Here is a 17,586-nt window from a genome sequence, read left to right as displayed (position 1 = left end):
TGATGCTGACGTTTCTGGCCACCTTCGTGGTCTTTGTGCTGGTGATACTCGGCATGTCGTTAGGCTGGATCATTAAGCGCAAAAGCATTCAGGGCAGTTGCGGTGGGATCTCGTCCATTGGCATGGAAAAGGTCTGCGACTGCCCGGAACCGTGCGACGCCCGCAAAAAACGGATGGCCCGCGAACAGCAGCGCATCATTTAATCTGGTAGGTCGGGTGAGGCGAAGCCGCCACCCGACAATTCTCACGCACACTTCTCAACCCTCATTTGTTTACTGTATACTTATCCAGTGATGAGTGAGGGCTTACTATGCGCAAAATAATCCATGTCGATATGGACTGCTTTTTTGCCGCAGTGGAGATGCGTGACAACCCGGCGCTGCGGGATATCCCCATTGCGATTGGCGGTAGCCGCGTGCAGCGCGGGGTGATCAGCACCGCCAACTATCCTGCGCGTAAGTTTGGCGTGCGTAGCGCCATGCCGACGGCGATGGCCTTAAAGCTTTGCCCTCATCTCACGCTCCTGCCTGGCCGGTTTGAGGCGTATAAAGAAGCCTCCCTGCATATCCGCGAAATTTTCTCCCGCTACACCTCCCTGATTGAACCTCTGTCGCTGGACGAAGCGTATCTTGATGTCACCGACAGCGTGCACTGTCACGGCTCCGCGACGCTGATGGCGCAGGAGATCCGCCGGACTATCTTCAATGAACTGAATCTGACCGCGTCGGCGGGTGTCGCACCGGTGAAGTTCCTCGCCAAAATAGCGTCCGATCTCAACAAGCCCGACGGCCAGTACGTGATCACCCCGGAAGAGGTCCCGGCGTTTTTAAAAACGCTGCCGCTCGGCAAAATCCCGGGCGTCGGCAAAGTCTCTGCGGCAAAGCTGGAAAGTATGGGGCTGCGAACCTGCGAAGATGTGCAGCGCAGCGATTTAGCCATGCTGCTTAAACGCTTTGGAAAATTTGGCCGCGTGCTGTGGGAGCGCAGTCAGGGGATAGATGAGCGCAGTGTCAGCAGCGAGCGGCTGCGAAAGTCGGTCGGGGTTGAACGCACACTGATTGAAGATATTCATAACTGGTCTGAATGCGAAACCATCATCACGGAGCAGCTCTATCCTGAGCTGGAGCGACGCCTGATAAAGGTCAAACCGGACCTGCTGATTGCCCGTCAGGGCGTGAAACTGAAGTTCAACGATTTCCAGCAGACGACCCAGGAGCACGTCTGGCCGCGTCTGAATAAAGAGGATCTCATCGCGACGGCGAAAAAGGCCTGGGATGAACGTCGGGGCGGGCGAGGGGTCAGGCTGGTGGGGTTACACGTTACCTTGCTGGATCCGCAGCTGGAACGTCAGCTGGTATTGGGATTGTAAAAAGGCCGGTGGCGCGACGTTGTTGACCCTCTCCCATTGGGAGAGGGCTGGGGTGAGGGTATTACTTAGCAGGAATCGCTTTCAGCAGTTCAGTCAGCAGGGTCCAGTAATGGCCCACGCTTTCAATGTGAACCTGCTCATCCGGCGAGTGTGGTCCGGTAATGGTTGGCCCAATGGAGACCATGTCCATGTTCGGGTACGGCTTCTTGAACAGGCCACATTCCAGACCCGCGTGGATCACCTGAATGTTCGGAGTGCTGTTGAACAGACGCTGGTATGTTTCACGCACCAGTGCCATCACCGGAGAGCTTGCGTCCGGCTGCCAGCCTGGGTAGCTGCCTTTGGCAGAGGTTTTCGCACCGGCCAGCGTGCCCAGAGATTCCAGCATGCTCACCACGTACTCTTTACCGGTGTCGATAAGCGATCGGATCAGGCAGATGATCTCTGCGCTGTCGTCGCCCATGGTGACCACGCCCACGTTCAGAGAGGTTTCAACCACGCCTTTCGCGACGTCTGAGTTGCGGATCACGCCGTTTGGCGTCGCGTTTAACAGCTGAATAAAGGTGTCACGAGACGGGGTGGTCAGTGCGGCTTTATCCGTGGACACGGATTCCAGCACCACGGTCAGGTTCTTCTCTTTCGCGGACAGTTCGTTTTTCAGGATATCCAGATAGACGCTGGAGAGTTTTTTCAGCTCGTCCGCTTTTGCGGCTGGAACGGCTACTGTCGCGAACGCTTCACGTGGGATTGCGTTGCGCAGCGTACCGCCGTTGAAATCGACCAGACGCAGGTCCAGCTCAGCCGCGTGGCCCGCCAGGAAGCGTGCCAGCAGTTTGTTGGCGTTGCCCAGGCCTAAGTGAATATCACCGCCGGAGTGGCCGCCTTTCAGCCCTTTCAGCGTCAGCTTGAAGGTCTGGAAGCCAGCAGGCACCGCTTCACGGGAGAGCGGCAGGGTAGAGATGAAATCAATCCCGCCCGCGCAGCCCATGTAGATCTCGCCTTCTTCTTCGGAGTCGGTGTTGATCAGAATATCCGCCTGCAGCCAGTTTGCCTGCAGACCGAACGCACCGTCCATTCCCGCTTCTTCGGTCATGGTCAGCAGCACTTCCAGTGGACCGTGCTCAACACTGTCGTCCGCCAGTACCGCCAGCGCAGAGGCCATACCGATACCGTTATCTGCACCCAGCGTGGTGCCGCGCGCTTTCACCCAGTCGCCGTCGATGTACGGCTGGATCGGGTCTTTCGTGAAGTCGTGAACGGTGTCGTTGTTTTTCTGTGGCACCATGTCCAGGTGCGCCTGCAGGACCACCGGTTTACGGTTTTCCATGCCAGCGGTCGCCGGTTTGCGGATCAGAATGTTGCCAACCTGGTCACGTTCAGCGTGCAGACCTTTTTCCTTCGCCCAACCCATAATATGTTCGGCAAGCTGTTCTTCATGGTAAGACGGGTGTGGAATGGAGCAGATTTTGGCAAAAATATCCCACAGCGGTTGCGGAGATAATTGAGACAGTTCAGACACGATAAGTCTCCTTGTCGATGCCCTGCAAAGCGAGTTGCAGGTCACAGGGTTAGCAGGTTAATAGTTACCACAAGTCAGGCTTGCGAGATGCAACTGAGAATACCACTTTCTCCGATGGCTGGTAGCATAAAGCATGTAAAAACTCAGGCAGAGGGCGCTAAACACTGGTTTTTAGTGCGTCAGATCTCTATAATCTCGCGCAACCTTTTCCCCCTCGAACACTTTTTAAGCCGTATAAAAACAGGCTGGGACACTTCACATGAGCGAAAAATACGTCGTCACCTGGGACATGTTGCAGATCCACGCACGCAAACTGGCCGCGCGTCTGATGCCTTCTGAACAGTGGAAAGGCATTATTGCCGTTAGCCGTGGCGGTCTGGTACCGGGGGCGCTGCTGGCGCGTGAGCTGGGTATTCGTCATGTCGATACCGTCTGCATCTCCAGCTATGACCACGACAACCAGCGTGAGCTGAAAGTGCTGAAACGCGCGGAAGGCGACGGTGAAGGTTTCATCGTTATCGATGACCTGGTGGATACCGGCGGTACCGCGGTGGCTATCCGCGAAATGTACCCTAAAGCGCATTTCGTCACCATCTTCGCGAAACCGGCTGGCCGCCCACTGGTTGACGATTACGTGATTGATATCCCACAGGATACCTGGATTGAACAGCCGTGGGACATGGGCGTGGTCTTCGTACCGCCTATTTCCGGCCGTTAATTCCCGCACGTAACTTTACACGCCCGGCTATGCCGGGCGTTGTTCTTTTTATCCTGCCACGCGTTACAATGGACACTATATGACGTATCCATGGAGGCAACGCAATGACGCAGGCGAATCTCACCGAGACACTCTTCAAACCCCGTTTCAAGCACCCTGAAACTTCGACGCTGGTGCGTCGCTTCAATCCGGGGAACCAGCCTGCCGTCCAGTCTGCGTTAGACGGTAAAAACGTGCCTCACTGGTATCGCATGATTAACCGCCTGATGTGGATCTGGCGCGGTATCGATCCGCGGGAAATCCTCGACGTGCAGGCGCGTATCGTCATGAGTGAAGCCGAGCGTACCGACAGCGAACTTTACGATACGGTGGTGGGTTACCGCGGCGGCAACTGGATCTACGAATGGTCGAAGCAGGCGATGCTCTGGCAGCAAAAAGCCAGCCAGGAAGAGGACGCCACCCTCAGCGGCAAGCACTGGCTGCATGCGGCTAACCTTTACGCCATTGCCGCATACCCGCACTTAAAAGGGGATGAACTGGCAGAGCAGGCGCAGGCGCTGGCAAACCGTGCCTATGAAGAGGCTGCCCAACGCTTGCCGGGCAGGATGCGTGAGCTGGAGTTCACCATTCCCGGCGGTGCGTCCGTGACCGGATTCCTGCATATGCCTGAAGGCGACGGCCCGTTCCCCACCGTGCTCATGTGCGGTGGGCTGGATTCGCTGCAAATCGACTATTACAGCCTGTATGAGCGTTACTTCGCCCCAAAAGGTATCGCGATGCTGACGCTTGATATGCCTTCTATTGGGTTTTCATCCAAATGGAAACTGACGCAGGATTCCAGTCTTCTGCACCAGCATGCGCTAAAAGCCCTGGAAAACATTCCGTGGGTCGACCACACCCGCGTCGCGGCATTTGGCTTCCGCTTTGGGGCGAACGTGGCCGTGCGTCTGGCCTATCTTGAGGCGTCGCGCCTGAAGGCCGTGGCCTGTCTTGGGCCGGTGGTTCACGCCCTGCTCAGCGATCCGTCCCGCCAGGGAAATGTGCCAGAAATGTACCTCGACGTGCTGGCCAGCCGCCTTGGCATGCATGATGCATCAGACGAAGCGCTACGTGTGGAACTCAATCGTTACTCGTTAAAAACGCAGGGCCTGCTGGGACGCCGTTGTCCAACGCCGATGCTGTCCGGCTTCTGGAAAAACGATCCGTTCAGCCCGGAAGAAGAGTCACGCTTAATCACATCGTCATCTGCGGATGGCAAATTGCTCGAAGTCCCCTTCAGCCCGGTGTATCAGAATTTTGACAAAGCGTTAAAAGAGATTACGCGTTGGATCGCCCAGAGATTGTGTTAAGAGATTGCTAAATTTTGATGGTTTGGTAAAACAGTGGCTTCACAAAAGGAGATCGTAATGACGTTACCGAGTGGACACCCGAAAAGTAGATTGATTAAGAAGTTCATGGCTCTTGGCCCGTATATTCGAGAAGAGCAGTGTGAAGAGAATCGCTTTTTTTTCGACTGCCTGGCTGTATGCGTCAACGTGAAGCCTGCACCCGAAAAACGTGAATTCTGGGGCTGGTGGATGGAAATGGAAGCAGAAGAGAAACGTTTTACCTATAGCTACCAGTTTGGCCTGTTTAATAAAGACGGCAACTGGCAGGCTACCAGCATTAAAGATCAGGAAGTGATTGATCGCCTGGAATATACCCTCAAAGAGTTCCACGACAAGGCGCGTGATTTACTGGCCACGCTGGATCTGAAGCTTGAGCCTGCGGATGATTTTTCCAGCGAAGCGGCGAAATTGACGGCGTAAAGATGAAATAATGCCGGGTGATGATCCCGTAGGCCCGGTAAGCGCAGCGCCACCGGGCACAAAAAAACCGGCGTAATGCCGGTTTTTTTATTACAGCCGACTCAGAACTGGTAGGTCATACCCAGGGCAACGATATCATCGCTGCTCACGCCCAGTTTGTTATCGTCATCAATCTGGTTGATTTTATAATCAACAAACGCGGACATGTTTTTGTTGAAATAATAGGTCGCGCCGACGTCGATATATTTCACCAGATCTTCATCGCCAATACCTTCGATATCCTTGCCTTTAGACTGGACATAACCCAGGGATGGACGCAGACCGAAATCGAACTGATATTGTGCGACCACTTCAAAGTTCTGCGCTTTATTGGCAAAGCCGCCAGAAATTGGGGTCATATTGCGGGTTTCGGAGTACATCGCCGCCAGGTAGATATCGTTCGCATCATATTTCAGACCGGTTGCCCAGGCTTCGGCTTTTTTGCCTTCGCCGCGGGTCAGCAGGTTCTGCGCGTTGGTACGGTCAGAGTTAGTGTACGCGCCGCTTACCGCGAAATCGCTGCCACCGAAGTCATACGTCAGAGACGTACCAAAACCGTCACCGTTCTGTTTTTTGACGTCGCGGTTTTCGTTTTTACCCTGGTATTGCAGAGTCATATCCAGGCCGTCAACCGCGCCGAAGAAGTCGGTGTTGCGGTAAGTGGCAAGGCCGCTTGCTCGCTTGGTCATGAAGTTATCGGTCTGAGCGGAAGAGTCGCCGCCAAACTCAGGGAACATATCGGTCCAGGCTTCCACGTCATACAGCGCGCCCAGATTACGACCGTAATCCAGAGAACCAAAGTCTTTCAGCTTCAGACCGGCGAATGCCAGACGCGTTTTCTGAGTGGAATCGCTCTCTGCTTTGTTGCCTGCAAATTCCGCTTCCCAACGGCCATAGCCCGTCAGCTGATCGTTGATCTGGGTTTCACCTTTAAAACCGAAACGCACGTATGTCTGGTCACCATCTTTTGAATCGTCATCACTGATGTAGTGCATTGCTTTAACTTTGCCGTACACGTCCAGTTTGTTGCCGTTTTTATTATAAACTTCGGCAGCGTGAACAGATGCGGAAGCCACAACGCCCATAACCATTAATGCCAGAGTGCTCTTTTTCATTTTCGATCCTGTCTTATAAACGCGCTTAAAAATTCGCTGGACGATAAGCTCATGCTTAAGTCCCGTGAAAAAACAGAAAGGGTTTTAACGTTACGGAATGAAACTTTTATGACAAATTAAGATTAATTTTAAAAAACTGTGATTTATTATTTCGGTAATAAAATTGTCAAAATCCGCCGCTACGCTTCCTGATCCCGCGCAACAAAGTGTTTCGCGATGTGCTGTGGCAGTTGGCAACGAGCCTGACACCTGTTAAAACGTTCGTTCGACATCACTTTCCCTTATCGTTGAACGGCAGAGAATCATGAGTGACAGCCAGACGCTGGTGGTAAAACTCGGCACCAGTGTTTTAACAGGCGGATCGCGCCGCCTAAATCGCGCCCACATTGTTGAGCTTGTACGTCAGTGCGCTCAGCTGCATGCCGCAGGGCATCGTATTGTTATCGTGACCTCCGGGGCGATTGCCGCCGGGCGTGAACATCTGGGTTACCCCGAACTCCCCGCGACGATCGCCTCTAAACAGCTGCTGGCCGCCGTGGGACAAAGCCGACTCATTCAACTCTGGGAACAGTTGTTCTCAATCTATGGCATTCACGTCGGGCAGATGCTGCTGACGCGCGCGGATATGGAAGACAGAGAACGCTTCCTGAACGCCCGCGATACGCTGCGCGCGCTGCTAGACAACAATATCGTCCCGGTGATTAACGAAAACGACGCCGTGGCTACCGCTGAAATCAAAGTGGGTGACAACGATAACCTCTCTGCACTGGCGGCGATCCTGGCCGGTGCCGACAAGCTCTTGCTCCTGACCGACCAGCAGGGGCTGTTTACCGCAGATCCGCGCTCCAACCCGGAAGCTGAACTGATTACCGATGTCCACGGCATTGACGATGCGCTGCGCGCCATCGCCGGTGACAGCGTCTCTGGCCTGGGAACGGGCGGCATGGGCACCAAACTGCAGGCGGCGGATGTGGCCTGCCGTGCCGGTATCGACACCATCATTGCGGCGGGCAGCCGTCCTGGCGTCATTGGCGACGTAATGGAAGGCATTTCCGTCGGCACGCGCTTCCACGCCCAGGCATCCCCGCTGGAAAACCGCAAACGCTGGATTTTTGGCGCGCCGCCGGCAGGTGAACTGACCGTGGATGAAGGGGCGACCGCGGCGATTCTGGAAAGAGGGAGTTCATTGCTTCCTAAAGGAATTAAAAACGTGACAGGCAACTTCTCCCGTGGTGAAGTGATCCGTATTCGTAACCTTGAAGGTCGCGACATCGCCCACGGCGTCAGCCGCTACAACAGCGATGCCCTGCGCCGCATTGCGGGTCACCACTCGCAGCAGATCGACGCGATTCTGGGCTACGAGTATGGCCCGGTTGCCGTGCATCGTGATGACATGATTATTCGTTAAGGAGCCAGAACATGCTGGAACAAATGGGTGCTGCCGCCAAGGCCGCCTCTTACAAACTGGCGCTCCTTTCCAGCCGCGAGAAAAACCGCGTGCTGGAAAAAATCGCTGATTATCTGGAATCGCAGTCGCAGGAAATCCTCCTCGCCAACGAACAGGATCTGCTGGAAGCGCGTCGTAATGGTCTGAGCGAAGCGATGCTTGACCGTCTGGCGCTGACCCCGGCACGCCTGAAAGGCATCGCCGACGATGTTCGTCAGGTTTGTAACCTGGCCGATCCGGTCGGGCAGGTGATTGACGGGGGACTGCTCGACAGCGGTTTACGTCTGGAGCGCCGCCGCGTGCCGCTCGGCGTTATCGGCGTGATTTATGAAGCCCGCCCGAATGTGACGGTGGATGTCGCTTCCCTGTGCCTGAAGACCGGTAACGCCGCCATTCTGCGCGGCGGGAAAGAGACCTGGCGCACCAACGCCGCGACGGTGAAAGTCATCCAGCAGGCGCTGCAGGAGTGCGGCTTACCGGCAGGTGCCGTGCAGGCCATCGAAAGTCCGGACCGTGCGCTGGTGAACGAGATGCTGCGCATGGACAAATACATCGACATGCTGATCCCACGCGGTGGCGCGGGCCTGCACAAGCTGTGCCGTGAGCAGTCGACGATCCCGGTGATCACCGGCGGTATCGGCGTGTGCCATATCGTGGTGGACGAGAGCGCCGAGATTGCACCGGCGCTGAAGATTATCGTGAATGCCAAAACCCAGCGTCCAAGCACCTGTAATACGGTGGAAACGCTGCTGGTGCATCAGGGTATCGCAAACACCTTCCTGCCAGCCCTGAGCAAGCAGATGGCCGAGAGTGGCGTCACGCTGCACGCGGACGAGAAGGCGCTTGCGCTGCTGAAAGACGGCCCGGCGACGGTGGTGCCGGTAAACGCGGAGCAGTACGACGACGAGTTCCTGTCTCTGGATCTGAACGTGAAGATCGTGGCCGATCTCGACGACGCTATCGCGCACATCCGGGAGCATGGTACTCAGCACTCTGATGCCATCCTGACGCGCACGCTGCGCAATGCCGACCGCTTTGTGAACGAGGTAGATTCTTCTGCCGTGTACGTGAACGCATCAACCCGCTTCACCGACGGTGGACAGTTTGGTCTGGGCGCGGAAGTGGCCGTCAGCACGCAGAAACTGCATGCGCGTGGTCCGATGGGCCTGGAAGCGTTGACCACCTACAAGTGGATCGGCATCGGCGACGATACGATTCGTGCGTAAATAATCACGGGTGATGCAAAAATAGCCGTTTGATTCAAAAGGGCATTGACGCATCACCCGGATAGATCTAACCTTTTGCCCCGTGGTTACGCTCGTAACCGGCCTCTCAGGGCCGATATAGCTCAGTTGGTAGAGCAGCGCATTCGTAATGCGAAGGTCGTAGGTTCGACTCCTATTATCGGCACCATCATTTCAAAAGTTACGCACCCTTCATATTTTCATTATTTTGACTGTGGAACATTTTAGGTTCTGAAGTCCTTTGAATGGAAAAGACGTCACACGAATTACACAGGTATAACAATCTCGTTTACGGTAAGGACGACGATCCATCAGACGTACAGCCACGCATGACCTGCCTTGACCAGTTAAGCGAACATGTCAGCGCGATGCTCAAAGGCAGCCAGCGGTAGACACATTCAGAAGATAAGCAGGCCGCCGTATGGGTATGGGAGCATGACGGCGGGAAAGAGCTGGCGGCTGGTATTGATGCTGGCCAGCGGATAGAGTTCGCAGCCGCTGGGCTGAGTTTTGATGTTGAACACGAGCCCGATGAACAACTGCTGATTCTCTTCCGGCTGGATGAAGAAACCCACAGCTTCTATGGCAAAGATCACATGGCTGGTGGTCTGCGTTTCCTGCGTTCCGAGCTGGCCTATGTGGCCGCAATGCATCCCGACACCCAGGATGACTGGAGCGAAACAGGATTAAAGGCACTCTGTCTGCTGGCAGGTGAGAAACTGTAAACCCCCGGCCAAACCTAACTCCTCTACTTGACACTTTTTCGTGAAAAACAGGGAAAAGTGTCAACCCAACCTAACGGATCCTAACGCTCACGCACAACAGCTGCAGCTAACGTGTAAAGGGCTGATGCGAAGCAGGGCAGGTGTCAGCCTGTTATGGTTTGTTATGCCTTACTAGGGAAAACCAGGAGGTAAGTGTCAACCGCTACCGCTTCAGAAAACTTCAGGTATACGAACTCGTGAAGGGGAGGTGTTAAGCACTCCCCCCTTTGCAACTATCCTCGAGCCTCTTTCAGATCGATGTTCCAGTTTACCCGGAAGCTGGCGTTCAGATTGAGTTGTCAAAACTTGTCACCCACCGACACAGCCAGTGGGAATTTTGGCTGTACGCGCTCTAAGTTACAGTTGCTTCAGTCAGTATTTTCATGAGAACAACTATTAAACTTTATATTTTTGAAATATCATATTTTTTTGCAATTTCCCCTGCCGCTTTTTCAATGCCTGGATAAACTGTACTTTCGTTGATACCAAAGCGTGCGAGCTCTTTCATTAAACCACTTTTGTTTTGTATACGTAGTTTTTTTATTTTTATCTCACTAAAACCTGTTTCAGGAAGAACGGCGTCTTCACCGAATATTAAGAATGCCCCTGACTGAGAGTTAATTCTTGGGTTTGTCATTCTTCCCTTCACAACAAGTAGGCTTCTTAAGTCAGAAGGTTCAATGACATCTTTGAAATATGATTTTTCATCCTTAATTAAATGTAAGAGTTGCGCACAAGGATCAGTTTTATTAAATTCATGCTTGTTAAGGTTGAAATCTAATTCCTTTTTTAGATGTTCAGGCAAACGCGAAAGGTTTGCAATACAACTAACCGTATCAGAGTCAAAGAACTTAATTTGATTTTTTTTTGTGGTAATAATTATCACATTACCATCAACCTCACTTCCCTTTTCTATTTTTTTACTGGAACATGCGAAGTAAAGGGCAATGAGAGGATTTGTGGTTACATCAAGTAAACGTGTTGGAAGACCGTAGTGTTGCATTCGAACCAGTTTATCGAGCATATATCTATCGGTAGTAAATTCGGATGGTTGGACTGTTAATAGTTCTGTAATCATTTCTGATTCATGTTGCCTATAACGAAAAACCCCCTGCGGACTTTTACGGTATAATGATGGTTCCAATTCATACCGATGATCTGAATGTCCGCGATAAAATACCTCTTCATCCTCATCAAAGTTATGTTTCAATACTTTATCAAGATAGGTATTAACATCAGATATTACGATATCTTCGGTTTTGTTTGGGAGGTTGGTTTTTTTAGGCTGAACTGGAGGTAATTGTCCCTCTATACCAAGTAAATCTAATACTGTGTCAATATCAAGTCGTTTTATTGACCAGTGAGTTCTGTGTAGTCCGAAGCCACCTAGGGATAGAGCATCGGAATAATGACTTTCATCATTTAATTTGCATTTACCGAGATTTCTTTCAATTTTAAAGTTGAATGCAATAACTGTATCTCGCCCCAATTTAGTGATTTTTAAATCACTAATACTACCTATTCTGATCTCAGAGTATTCAGATGTGTCAAAATCCTCGCCCCACTCTCTTTCCGGTTCCGTCATAAATAATACAGGTAATGAAGAAAGATATTCTAGAGATTCATCAGTGAGAGGTAGTAAATTATTTCTAATATCCTCTGGTGTTGATTCAAGTAAACGTGAAACTGAAAAGTTTTCGCGGCCAGAATCTTCTTTGATGAAGTTATAAATATCACCAGCAACTATTAAATTAAACATAAGCAATCCTTTTAATAAGAAGTGACAATAAAATTAATTGTTATATAACAAATAGTTATTATACCTTGTTTTGTTATGAATATCGATTAATAAAACATACATAAAAATAACACGTGGCTTGTGCAAAGTATTATATACAAAAATTAGAATGTGCAACCTTGATCACATATTTATTGAAAATAAATGATTTCTCTAAGCTGCTTGTTATCTTACAATAGACTTGAAATCACAAAATTATCATTAATTTAGTTGTTCATTTGGTTTTATCCTTATATAGTCTACATTAAATTTTATTCTGCTAACATGCTTATGGTTTACAGTCGAGTCATTTCAATAAGCTCTATGGTCTAAGGTATATGAAGCTATCTAAGGAGCTGTAAAATATGGAAAAAGAGTATAGTAAGGATAGGTTATTGGATTTAACAGCCCACTTTGAGCGGCGTAAGCAATACGCGTCGGAAAAAATAAAGCATTTACGAGAGCAACATGAAATATGTTTTGCTTTGTCTGGTCTAACCTTTAGTAAAAGTCCCTATATTTTTGAGGGTATCGGCGTTTTAAGAGAAGTACTTTATCCGCCAGGAGAAATCGAGCTTGCTGCTGCCCTTAAGAATAAATCCTTACTAAGCCCTATTGCTCGCCATATGCCTGCATTAACGCATGAACTTGCTTTGCAATGCTGTAATTCAACTCTTCAACAGACAGAGTTAAACATAGGATGGTGGATCTTATCGGCGATCAGATGTCGTACTCTCATTGAGGTACTTGTCCCCGCGGTAGCAAATGTATCATGGGATGTTTTCCCCGCGATGAACTCAAACTCCTGCGAAGTACAACTTCTTGAAGACGTACCTGCAACTCGTCGAATAGATACCGTTAAAGAACTATCGCTTGAGGCTCTCGATTGGGTTCAACAATACTTAGAAAATTGGATAACTTTGCTTGAGTTCCCGGCCTTTAGACTAGCTATAGATTCTCTTACGACCCACAACCAACACGCCAATTTACGGATGTCTGCCGCAGCGTTATGGGCAGGAATTGAGGCTCTTTTTGGCATAAACTCCGAACTTCGTTTCCGGCTGGCGCTCATGGCGGCGGCATATCTTGAAGAAAGAGGGGTACAGCGTTTAGAGGCGTATCGCAGGATAAAGAAACTGTATGATTATCGCTCTAAAGCGGTACACGGTGGAGTTACGTCAGATCATCACTTAGTTGAGCATATAATTGAGGTAAGGAAGCTCCTATCGCAACTAGTTTGCCGGATGACAGAGCTAGGCAGAATGCCAACTGTTGAAGATTATGAAGAAAGACTTCTTACTTAAAATCACTTAAATAGTTGCGCGGTCACATTAAGCGAATTACCTCAAAAAATTCACACTTGAAAGTAATTCGGTCAATTTAATTTTAAGCTAAAACTATTTGGGGGTACTTATGGGGGTATCTAATAAAACACAATAATATTAAACGTAGAAATAACAGTTGCTTATGACGGTTTGTTTTATTCCTATTATCTCTTTTTTAAGAAACTCTATGACCAACAGTTGCCGCTATGGTTAACAGAAGCTATTCAGGGATGTTAGCACGTAGCGGCCTGTAGGCCTGTAGTTGTAAAGCTCGAACAGGTACAAAGTGTGAACACTCCCCACGAACCGCTATCAACTCGAAGCTGATGACGCTGCCAACGTCTCTAAACCATCCCGAAACAGATTGATCACAAGTATTAAAGTCCGATGTGTGGCCTGTGAGCTAAACGTACCTGCACACGATACGCAGGCAGCGCTTCGCTCACGCTCCGAAAGGTACACGAGCACCCTGATAAGGTGTGCTCCTTCTGAACACTGATGCAGTCGCTACGCTCCGCTTGTTGCTTGTACCACTAATGGGGCTTTATGGCTTCTATTGTCTGAAATCTGATACATTGCACAAACATCATGTGGATTGCTGTAAAGTTCATCAGTATGATTATTTTCACAATCAGCGGTTGAGAAAACACTTCTGGGAGCTAAGGGACGAGACGATATGAAAGTGACTGATGAGGCTTTGTTACGTTCAGGGTTTACGCAGCCCGAATTGCAGAAGATAAAAAGCAATATTGAAAAATATGGAGGAACGCTTGGAGAGGCCATAAATGACCTCGCCAGACGATTTGTTACCTTGGCGGGAGTGGTGGCTGTTTGTACCTTTATCCTGTTACTACTTATCGTCTTCAGCTCACCTGATAGAGTAATTGCATGGGGGCTGGCGATGATCTTTGGGGTTGCCATTATGTCCTTCGCACAGCCGCCGGTAATTTCCTATAAATCCTGGCGTTACCGAAAAACTATAAAGAATTAACTGGTTCTTGTACAATTAATAAAGCTTTATGGTTGTTATTATCCGAAATCAGTTACTTAGACAAACCACATATGCTCGATAAACATTGAATAGTCGCAACGCCTTGAGCCCGCCAGAGAATAACTACAAGGTATAGGCTCCGCCGCAAAGTTTCGGCTGGATTGCGATAAAGTACATCAATATACTCATCCCTCGAAACGGACATTGCATGAACCGAGGAGAGAAGGATGAAGATCACAGAAGACTCTTTGTTGCATTCTGGATTTACTCGCAAAGAAATACAAAAGTTGAATAATAATATCGCGAATTATGGCGGGGATCTTGATGAGGTAGTCCACGATTTAGCAAGAAGATTTAAAACTCTACTATGGATTTTCTCTTGTGGCATACTTTTTTTCATCTATCTCGTTTTTTCAAAACAGGATGATTATTGGTATGTTTTCTCAGGAGGGATTTCAATACTGATTGTTTTCTTGATCTGTGGTTTTGCTCAGCCACCAATCATTTCCTACAAATCATGGCGGTATGTCAGGTCTGAAAAAAGTTAATCAATACTCATCAGATCAAAGATGACCTTGGCCTTCAAACCATACCCCACTATTTTTTTATAGACTTTGGAGTATTCATGGTTGCCAATATCCAATAGTAGTCGCGTGATATATAAAGATAAAGCCTCCAGACTTCAGCTTTCCTCGACAAGCCAAAAATGGTTTAAATGCTTGCGCTTAAAGAAAAAGCTATACAGACTGCGAGTCCAGTCTCAACCATAAATCACATGAATTTAGCTATCTCTATTGATTGTTCGGCAGCTATTACTTCTGATTTTGCATTACTGTATTTTTGCTCTTTAGATAGCCCATTCTGAATGTGATCCTGCAGCTTCGTAACAGCATGACTCAACCCGGATAGCAATAAGGAGATAGAGTTTGCCAAAATTTTCGACTGGATTGCTGTAAAGTTCATCAGTATGATTGCTTGCACAATCAGTGAATAAGAAACAACTTTCTGGAAAATAAGGGACGATACGATATGAAAGTGACTGATGAGGCTTTGTTGAATTCTGGGTTTACGCCTTCGGACCTGCAGAAGATAAAGAACAACGTTGAAAGCTACGGTGGAACGTTAGGGAATGCCATCAGAGATCTGGCCAGGCGTTTTGTTCTCACTATGTGGGTTGTATCTGGCTGTCTTGCTGTATTCATTTTTTTGATGGTATTCGCATCTGAGGAAAGTGTCTTCTCTGGTGGTATTGGCCTTTCTTGTGGTATCGCGGTTGCAATTTTTATCCAACCGCCTTTGCTTGCCTATAAATCATGGCGATTCTGTAGGGTGAATAAAAATTAATCAGTACCATTCTCCGTCGTCAGAAGATCAAAAATCACTTTCGCTTTGACACTATACCCAGCGATTTTCATCGTTAGCTTAGGCTTGCTCATTGTGTCAACTTTTCGGTAGTAATCGCGTGGCAACCAACGAAATAATCGCCAGGCCCCCGGCTTTCTTGCTAGCCCGAAGATACTGTAGACACCCGCTCCGAGAGTGACTGTATTATAAAAAGCTAACCCATTCTTTGGGCTAAATCCCAGAAATTGTGCGGTTTCCATTGCACCATCAGCAAAAATACCTTCTGATTGAGATTGTTCACCATAGCGAAGATGGTGTGCTTCTTTTGTTATACCGTTAATACCATCAACAAATAAAACTGCTCCTGCAAGTACACCGACGGGTGTCATAGTGGACATCATCACCATCCCACCAAACAATGCTGCTCCAGTTATCACGATGTGAACAGCCGAAATCACATACCCAACAATTTTATTGTTTTCCCTGACAAACTCGACCTTCGCATAAAGCTGAGCGGATCTGGTCCTTAACAAGCGCTCTTGCTCAAGAAGATTCTCTTTTTCGGCACGCAGATTTTTGAGGCATTCAATGCATTCTTCATCGGTTTTCGCCCGCCGTGCTGTCGCGAACTCTTTTTCTACGACCTGTTTTATTTCCTCAACAAACTTGATACGTGTTAGACCATCTTGTAAATAATAAGCTGACAGTCGATTTGCAGTTTCGATCACCTTTCGGGCTTCCAGATTCACCATCGTATCTGACCAGGTTCTGTTCCATCCCCTGTTAAGCAGCGCAATATCCATCATGCTTCCTTTATTAATGTGCCTGGCTGTTTTACGGGCAATATATTCGCCTCATCGTTTTTTCTCAATAGACGATCCCCTGGTATTCATCTCATGCCAGTAAAAGAATAACCACCTGTAATTACGATGACGAATAAAGGGAACGATTAACGATAATTAAGTACGACAGGCATAATATTGTGCGCACCCTGCAAAAAGGCGATATAACCTTTGGGTTATATCGCCTGCTCCTTTTTATCGTGCGATTAAGGCAAACACGCCCCAGCCAAAGTATTCCCGCGTATACGTCACATGGCGTTTAGGCGCATTCGTCAGCTCTGCCCGAACCTCATGCGCAAAGTCATCGTCAGGGTTCTCCTCCAGCCAGCGGCGCAGGGTCAGCCATTTAGCCGCTTCATACCGGTCCCAGCCCTCCTGGTCTGCCAGTACCATTTCGACCAGGTCATAGCCCTGTTCATCGAAAGAGGCGACAAGGTCGGGCAGGGTGAGGAAATCGGCCACCGATGAAACGCCACAGGCCTGGGCAATCTCTTCCGTTGCAGGCACCTGACGCCAGTACGGTTCGCCGATAAGCACCAGTCCGCCTGGCTTAAGGCTCTTTGCCAGCAGTTCGAGCGTCCCGGCGACGCCGCCCGCAATCCAGGTGGCCCCAACACAGGCCGCCACGTCGCATTTTTCATCCGCGACGTAGCCCGCCGCGTCGTTATGAATAAAATGAACGCGTTCACTGACGCCAAGCTCTTCTGCGCGCAGCTTTGCCTGCGCGGTGAAGAGCGGGCTCATGTCGATGCCGGTTCCGGTAATGCCGTAGTCACGTGCCCAGGTGCACAGCATCTCTCCTGAGCCGCTGCCGAGATCGAGAATGCGCGCGCCTTGCTTCATGCGTAACACGCGGCCCAGTGTGGCGTACTTTTCTGGCGTGAAGGGGTTGTGAATGCGGTGTTCACTTTCGCTGATAGTAAAAATACGTGGGATATCCATAATCCTCTCCTTATCGATTATCAGGCTGGGCGCGAACGTTGTTCAGCCCGGTGGTATTGATGCGGTAGGGCTGACCGTTGACGGATTTGATCAGCTTTTTGGTTTTGAGTTTTTTAAAGACGGCGAGTGTGCAGTCGGTGAGCAGAAGCCCTTCGCGGCTGTAGCATTCAACAGAAGTGACGCGGCCAGATGCATCGCGGACGTGCGCAATACGCCCACCTTTAGCGAGAACGTGTAAGGTACGTTGTTCCTGACGGGATAAATTCATACTGGAAAACCTGTTTAATCATCATGTGCAAAACGTGCAAACACACAGCGGTGTCCGCATTCGATTTCGGCGCA

The 17,586-nt window shown here is 49.7% G+C and carries 20 protein-coding genes and 1 tRNA gene; 14 read left to right on the top strand and 7 right to left on the bottom strand.

The features are described 5' to 3' along the window. Nucleotides 1-2 precede the first annotated feature (2 nt). Together nqrM and dinB are read left to right on the top strand one after the other, a co-directional pair. Nucleotides 3-203, top strand: coding sequence for a (Na+)-NQR maturation NqrM (gene nqrM, locus EKN38_RS21490; protein WP_072095035.1), 201 nt, complete (start codon nucleotides 3-5; stop codon nucleotides 201-203). Nucleotides 204-310: 107 nt separating this feature from the next. Continuing rightward, entirely contained in the window at nucleotides 311-1,369 is a 1,059-nt protein-coding gene (gene dinB, locus EKN38_RS21485; protein WP_014830786.1) for a DNA polymerase IV, read from the top strand. A gap of 61 nt (nucleotides 1,370-1,430) precedes the next feature. Here the strand turns inward: dinB and pepD are convergent, their stop codons facing one another. Next, complete coding sequence (gene pepD, locus EKN38_RS21480; protein ID WP_050860507.1) at nucleotides 1,431-2,888, bottom strand: cytosol nonspecific dipeptidase; 1,458 nt, start codon at nucleotides 2,886-2,888, stop codon at nucleotides 1,431-1,433. A gap of 259 nt (nucleotides 2,889-3,147) precedes the next feature. Between pepD and gpt the strand changes: the two genes are divergently transcribed. The 3 genes from gpt to crl all read left to right on the top strand — a co-directional run bounded on the left by gpt (nucleotide 3,148) and on the right by crl (nucleotide 5,414). Continuing rightward, nucleotides 3,148-3,606, top strand: coding sequence for a xanthine phosphoribosyltransferase (gpt, locus tag EKN38_RS21475; RefSeq protein ID WP_003863205.1), 459 nt, complete (start codon nucleotides 3,148-3,150; stop codon nucleotides 3,604-3,606). A 104-nt stretch (nucleotides 3,607-3,710) separates the two neighbouring features. Beyond that, nucleotides 3,711-4,955 carry an esterase FrsA gene (gene frsA / locus EKN38_RS21470; protein ID WP_014830787.1) on the top strand — a complete coding sequence of 415 codons (1,245 nt, stop codon included), beginning with the start codon at nucleotides 3,711-3,713 and terminating at the stop codon, nucleotides 4,953-4,955. A 57-nt stretch (nucleotides 4,956-5,012) separates the two neighbouring features. Beyond that, a complete protein-coding gene (gene crl / locus EKN38_RS21465; protein ID WP_043951572.1) occupies nucleotides 5,013-5,414 on the top strand; it encodes a sigma factor-binding protein Crl in 402 nt (133 codons plus the stop codon). Nucleotides 5,415-5,515: 101 nt separating this feature from the next. Here crl and phoE read toward each other — a convergent pair whose 3' ends face one another. Continuing rightward, nucleotides 5,516-6,568 (bottom strand): phosphoporin PhoE, encoded by a 1,053-nt coding sequence (gene phoE, locus EKN38_RS21460; RefSeq protein WP_013095744.1) that lies wholly within the window; start codon nucleotides 6,566-6,568, stop codon nucleotides 5,516-5,518. Between the two features lie 304 nt (nucleotides 6,569-6,872). Here phoE and proB point away from each other — a divergent pair, with 304 nt between their 5' ends. From proB to EKN38_RS25820, 4 genes are all read left to right on the top strand, one after another. Beyond that, a complete protein-coding gene (gene proB / locus EKN38_RS21455; protein WP_014830789.1) occupies nucleotides 6,873-7,976 on the top strand; it encodes a glutamate 5-kinase in 1,104 nt (367 codons plus the stop codon). An 11-nt stretch (nucleotides 7,977-7,987) separates the two neighbouring features. Next, nucleotides 7,988-9,241, top strand: coding sequence for a glutamate-5-semialdehyde dehydrogenase (proA, locus tag EKN38_RS21450; RefSeq protein WP_014830790.1), 1,254 nt, complete (start codon nucleotides 7,988-7,990; stop codon nucleotides 9,239-9,241). 111 nt (nucleotides 9,242-9,352) lie between these two features. Next, a tRNA-Thr gene (locus tag EKN38_RS21445) sits at nucleotides 9,353-9,428 on the top strand. Nucleotides 9,429-9,504: 76 nt separating this feature from the next. Next, complete coding sequence (locus EKN38_RS25820) at nucleotides 9,505-9,651, top strand: hypothetical protein (RefSeq protein ID WP_185812855.1); 147 nt, start codon at nucleotides 9,505-9,507, stop codon at nucleotides 9,649-9,651. Nucleotides 9,652-9,657: 6 nt separating this feature from the next. Here EKN38_RS25820 and EKN38_RS26080 read toward each other — a convergent pair whose 3' ends face one another. After that, on the bottom strand, nucleotides 9,658-9,855 hold the full coding sequence (locus EKN38_RS26080; RefSeq protein ID WP_260480570.1) for a hypothetical protein: 198 nt from the start codon (nucleotides 9,853-9,855) through the stop codon (nucleotides 9,658-9,660). Here EKN38_RS26080 and EKN38_RS26075 point away from each other — a divergent pair, their 5' ends adjacent. Next, nucleotides 9,856-9,984, top strand: coding sequence for a hypothetical protein (locus tag EKN38_RS26075; RefSeq protein ID WP_255320672.1), 129 nt, complete (start codon nucleotides 9,856-9,858; stop codon nucleotides 9,982-9,984). Nucleotides 9,985-10,426: 442 nt separating this feature from the next. Here the strand turns inward: EKN38_RS26075 and EKN38_RS21435 are convergent, their stop codons facing one another. Next, on the bottom strand, nucleotides 10,427-11,782 hold the full coding sequence (locus EKN38_RS21435; RefSeq protein WP_126522679.1) for an FRG domain-containing protein: 1,356 nt from the start codon (nucleotides 11,780-11,782) through the stop codon (nucleotides 10,427-10,429). Nucleotides 11,783-12,165: 383 nt separating this feature from the next. Here EKN38_RS21435 and EKN38_RS21430 point away from each other — a divergent pair, with 383 nt between their 5' ends. From EKN38_RS21430 to EKN38_RS21420, 4 genes are all read left to right on the top strand, one after another. After that, nucleotides 12,166-13,104, top strand: a complete 939-nt coding sequence (locus EKN38_RS21430; RefSeq protein WP_126522676.1) for a HEPN domain-containing protein — start codon at nucleotides 12,166-12,168, stop codon at nucleotides 13,102-13,104. A gap of 697 nt (nucleotides 13,105-13,801) precedes the next feature. Then, a complete protein-coding gene (locus tag EKN38_RS21425) occupies nucleotides 13,802-14,116 on the top strand; it encodes a hypothetical protein (RefSeq protein ID WP_014830805.1) in 315 nt (104 codons plus the stop codon). Nucleotides 14,117-14,343: 227 nt separating this feature from the next. Continuing rightward, complete coding sequence (locus EKN38_RS25815; RefSeq protein WP_014830806.1) at nucleotides 14,344-14,664, top strand: hypothetical protein; 321 nt, start codon at nucleotides 14,344-14,346, stop codon at nucleotides 14,662-14,664. Between the two features lie 481 nt (nucleotides 14,665-15,145). After that, complete coding sequence (locus EKN38_RS21420; RefSeq protein ID WP_014830808.1) at nucleotides 15,146-15,460, top strand: hypothetical protein; 315 nt, start codon at nucleotides 15,146-15,148, stop codon at nucleotides 15,458-15,460. Here EKN38_RS21420 and EKN38_RS21415 read toward each other — a convergent pair. From EKN38_RS21415 to EKN38_RS21405, 3 genes are all read right to left on the bottom strand, one after another. Continuing rightward, nucleotides 15,457-16,263, bottom strand: coding sequence for a DUF4225 domain-containing protein (locus EKN38_RS21415; protein ID WP_014830809.1), 807 nt, complete (start codon nucleotides 16,261-16,263; stop codon nucleotides 15,457-15,459). The genes EKN38_RS21420 and EKN38_RS21415 overlap by 4 nt on opposite strands. Before the next feature lie 234 nt (nucleotides 16,264-16,497). Continuing rightward, on the bottom strand, nucleotides 16,498-17,244 hold the full coding sequence (locus EKN38_RS21410; RefSeq protein WP_014830810.1) for an SAM-dependent methyltransferase: 747 nt from the start codon (nucleotides 17,242-17,244) through the stop codon (nucleotides 16,498-16,500). 10 nt (nucleotides 17,245-17,254) lie between these two features. Next, nucleotides 17,255-17,512, bottom strand: a complete 258-nt coding sequence (locus tag EKN38_RS21405) for a YjhX family toxin (RefSeq protein WP_014830811.1) — start codon at nucleotides 17,510-17,512, stop codon at nucleotides 17,255-17,257. Nucleotides 17,513-17,586: the final 74 nt, after the last annotated feature.

This window comes from Enterobacter sp. WCHEn045836, assembly GCF_003965585.1.
Lineage (GTDB): Bacteria > Pseudomonadota > Gammaproteobacteria > Enterobacterales > Enterobacteriaceae > Enterobacter > Enterobacter dissolvens.
This window is presented reverse-complemented; position numbering and strand designations above follow the sequence as displayed.

Bases quoted from the DNA above. Each gene is read 5' to 3' on its own strand.
- nqrM (WP_072095035.1), top strand. From the start codon at position 3: ATGCTGACGTTTCTGGCCACCTTCGTGGTCTTTGTGCTGGTGATACTC.
- dinB (WP_014830786.1), top strand. From the start codon at position 311: ATGCGCAAAATAATCCATGTCGATATGGACTGCTTTTTTGCCGCAGTG.
- gpt (WP_003863205.1), top strand. From the start codon at position 3,148: ATGAGCGAAAAATACGTCGTCACCTGGGACATGTTGCAGATCCACGCA.
- frsA (WP_014830787.1), top strand. From the start codon at position 3,711: ATGACGCAGGCGAATCTCACCGAGACACTCTTCAAACCCCGTTTCAAG.
- crl (WP_043951572.1), top strand. From the start codon at position 5,013: ATGACGTTACCGAGTGGACACCCGAAAAGTAGATTGATTAAGAAGTTC.
- phoE (WP_013095744.1), bottom strand. From the start codon at position 6,568: ATGAAAAAGAGCACTCTGGCATTAATGGTTATGGGCGTTGTGGCTTCC.
- proB (WP_014830789.1), top strand. From the start codon at position 6,873: ATGAGTGACAGCCAGACGCTGGTGGTAAAACTCGGCACCAGTGTTTTA.
- proA (WP_014830790.1), top strand. From the start codon at position 7,988: ATGCTGGAACAAATGGGTGCTGCCGCCAAGGCCGCCTCTTACAAACTG.
- EKN38_RS25820 (WP_185812855.1), top strand. From the start codon at position 9,505: ATGGAAAAGACGTCACACGAATTACACAGGTATAACAATCTCGTTTAC.
- EKN38_RS26075 (WP_255320672.1), top strand. From the start codon at position 9,856: ATGGCTGGTGGTCTGCGTTTCCTGCGTTCCGAGCTGGCCTATGTGGCC.
- EKN38_RS21435 (WP_126522679.1), bottom strand. From the start codon at position 11,782: ATGTTTAATTTAATAGTTGCTGGTGATATTTATAACTTCATCAAAGAA.
- EKN38_RS21430 (WP_126522676.1), top strand. From the start codon at position 12,166: ATGGAAAAAGAGTATAGTAAGGATAGGTTATTGGATTTAACAGCCCAC.
- EKN38_RS21425 (WP_014830805.1), top strand. From the start codon at position 13,802: ATGAAAGTGACTGATGAGGCTTTGTTACGTTCAGGGTTTACGCAGCCC.
- EKN38_RS25815 (WP_014830806.1), top strand. From the start codon at position 14,344: ATGAAGATCACAGAAGACTCTTTGTTGCATTCTGGATTTACTCGCAAA.
- EKN38_RS21420 (WP_014830808.1), top strand. From the start codon at position 15,146: ATGAAAGTGACTGATGAGGCTTTGTTGAATTCTGGGTTTACGCCTTCG.
- EKN38_RS21415 (WP_014830809.1), bottom strand. From the start codon at position 16,263: ATGGATATTGCGCTGCTTAACAGGGGATGGAACAGAACCTGGTCAGAT.
- EKN38_RS21410 (WP_014830810.1), bottom strand. From the start codon at position 17,244: ATGGATATCCCACGTATTTTTACTATCAGCGAAAGTGAACACCGCATT.
- EKN38_RS21405 (WP_014830811.1), bottom strand. From the start codon at position 17,512: ATGAATTTATCCCGTCAGGAACAACGTACCTTACACGTTCTCGCTAAA.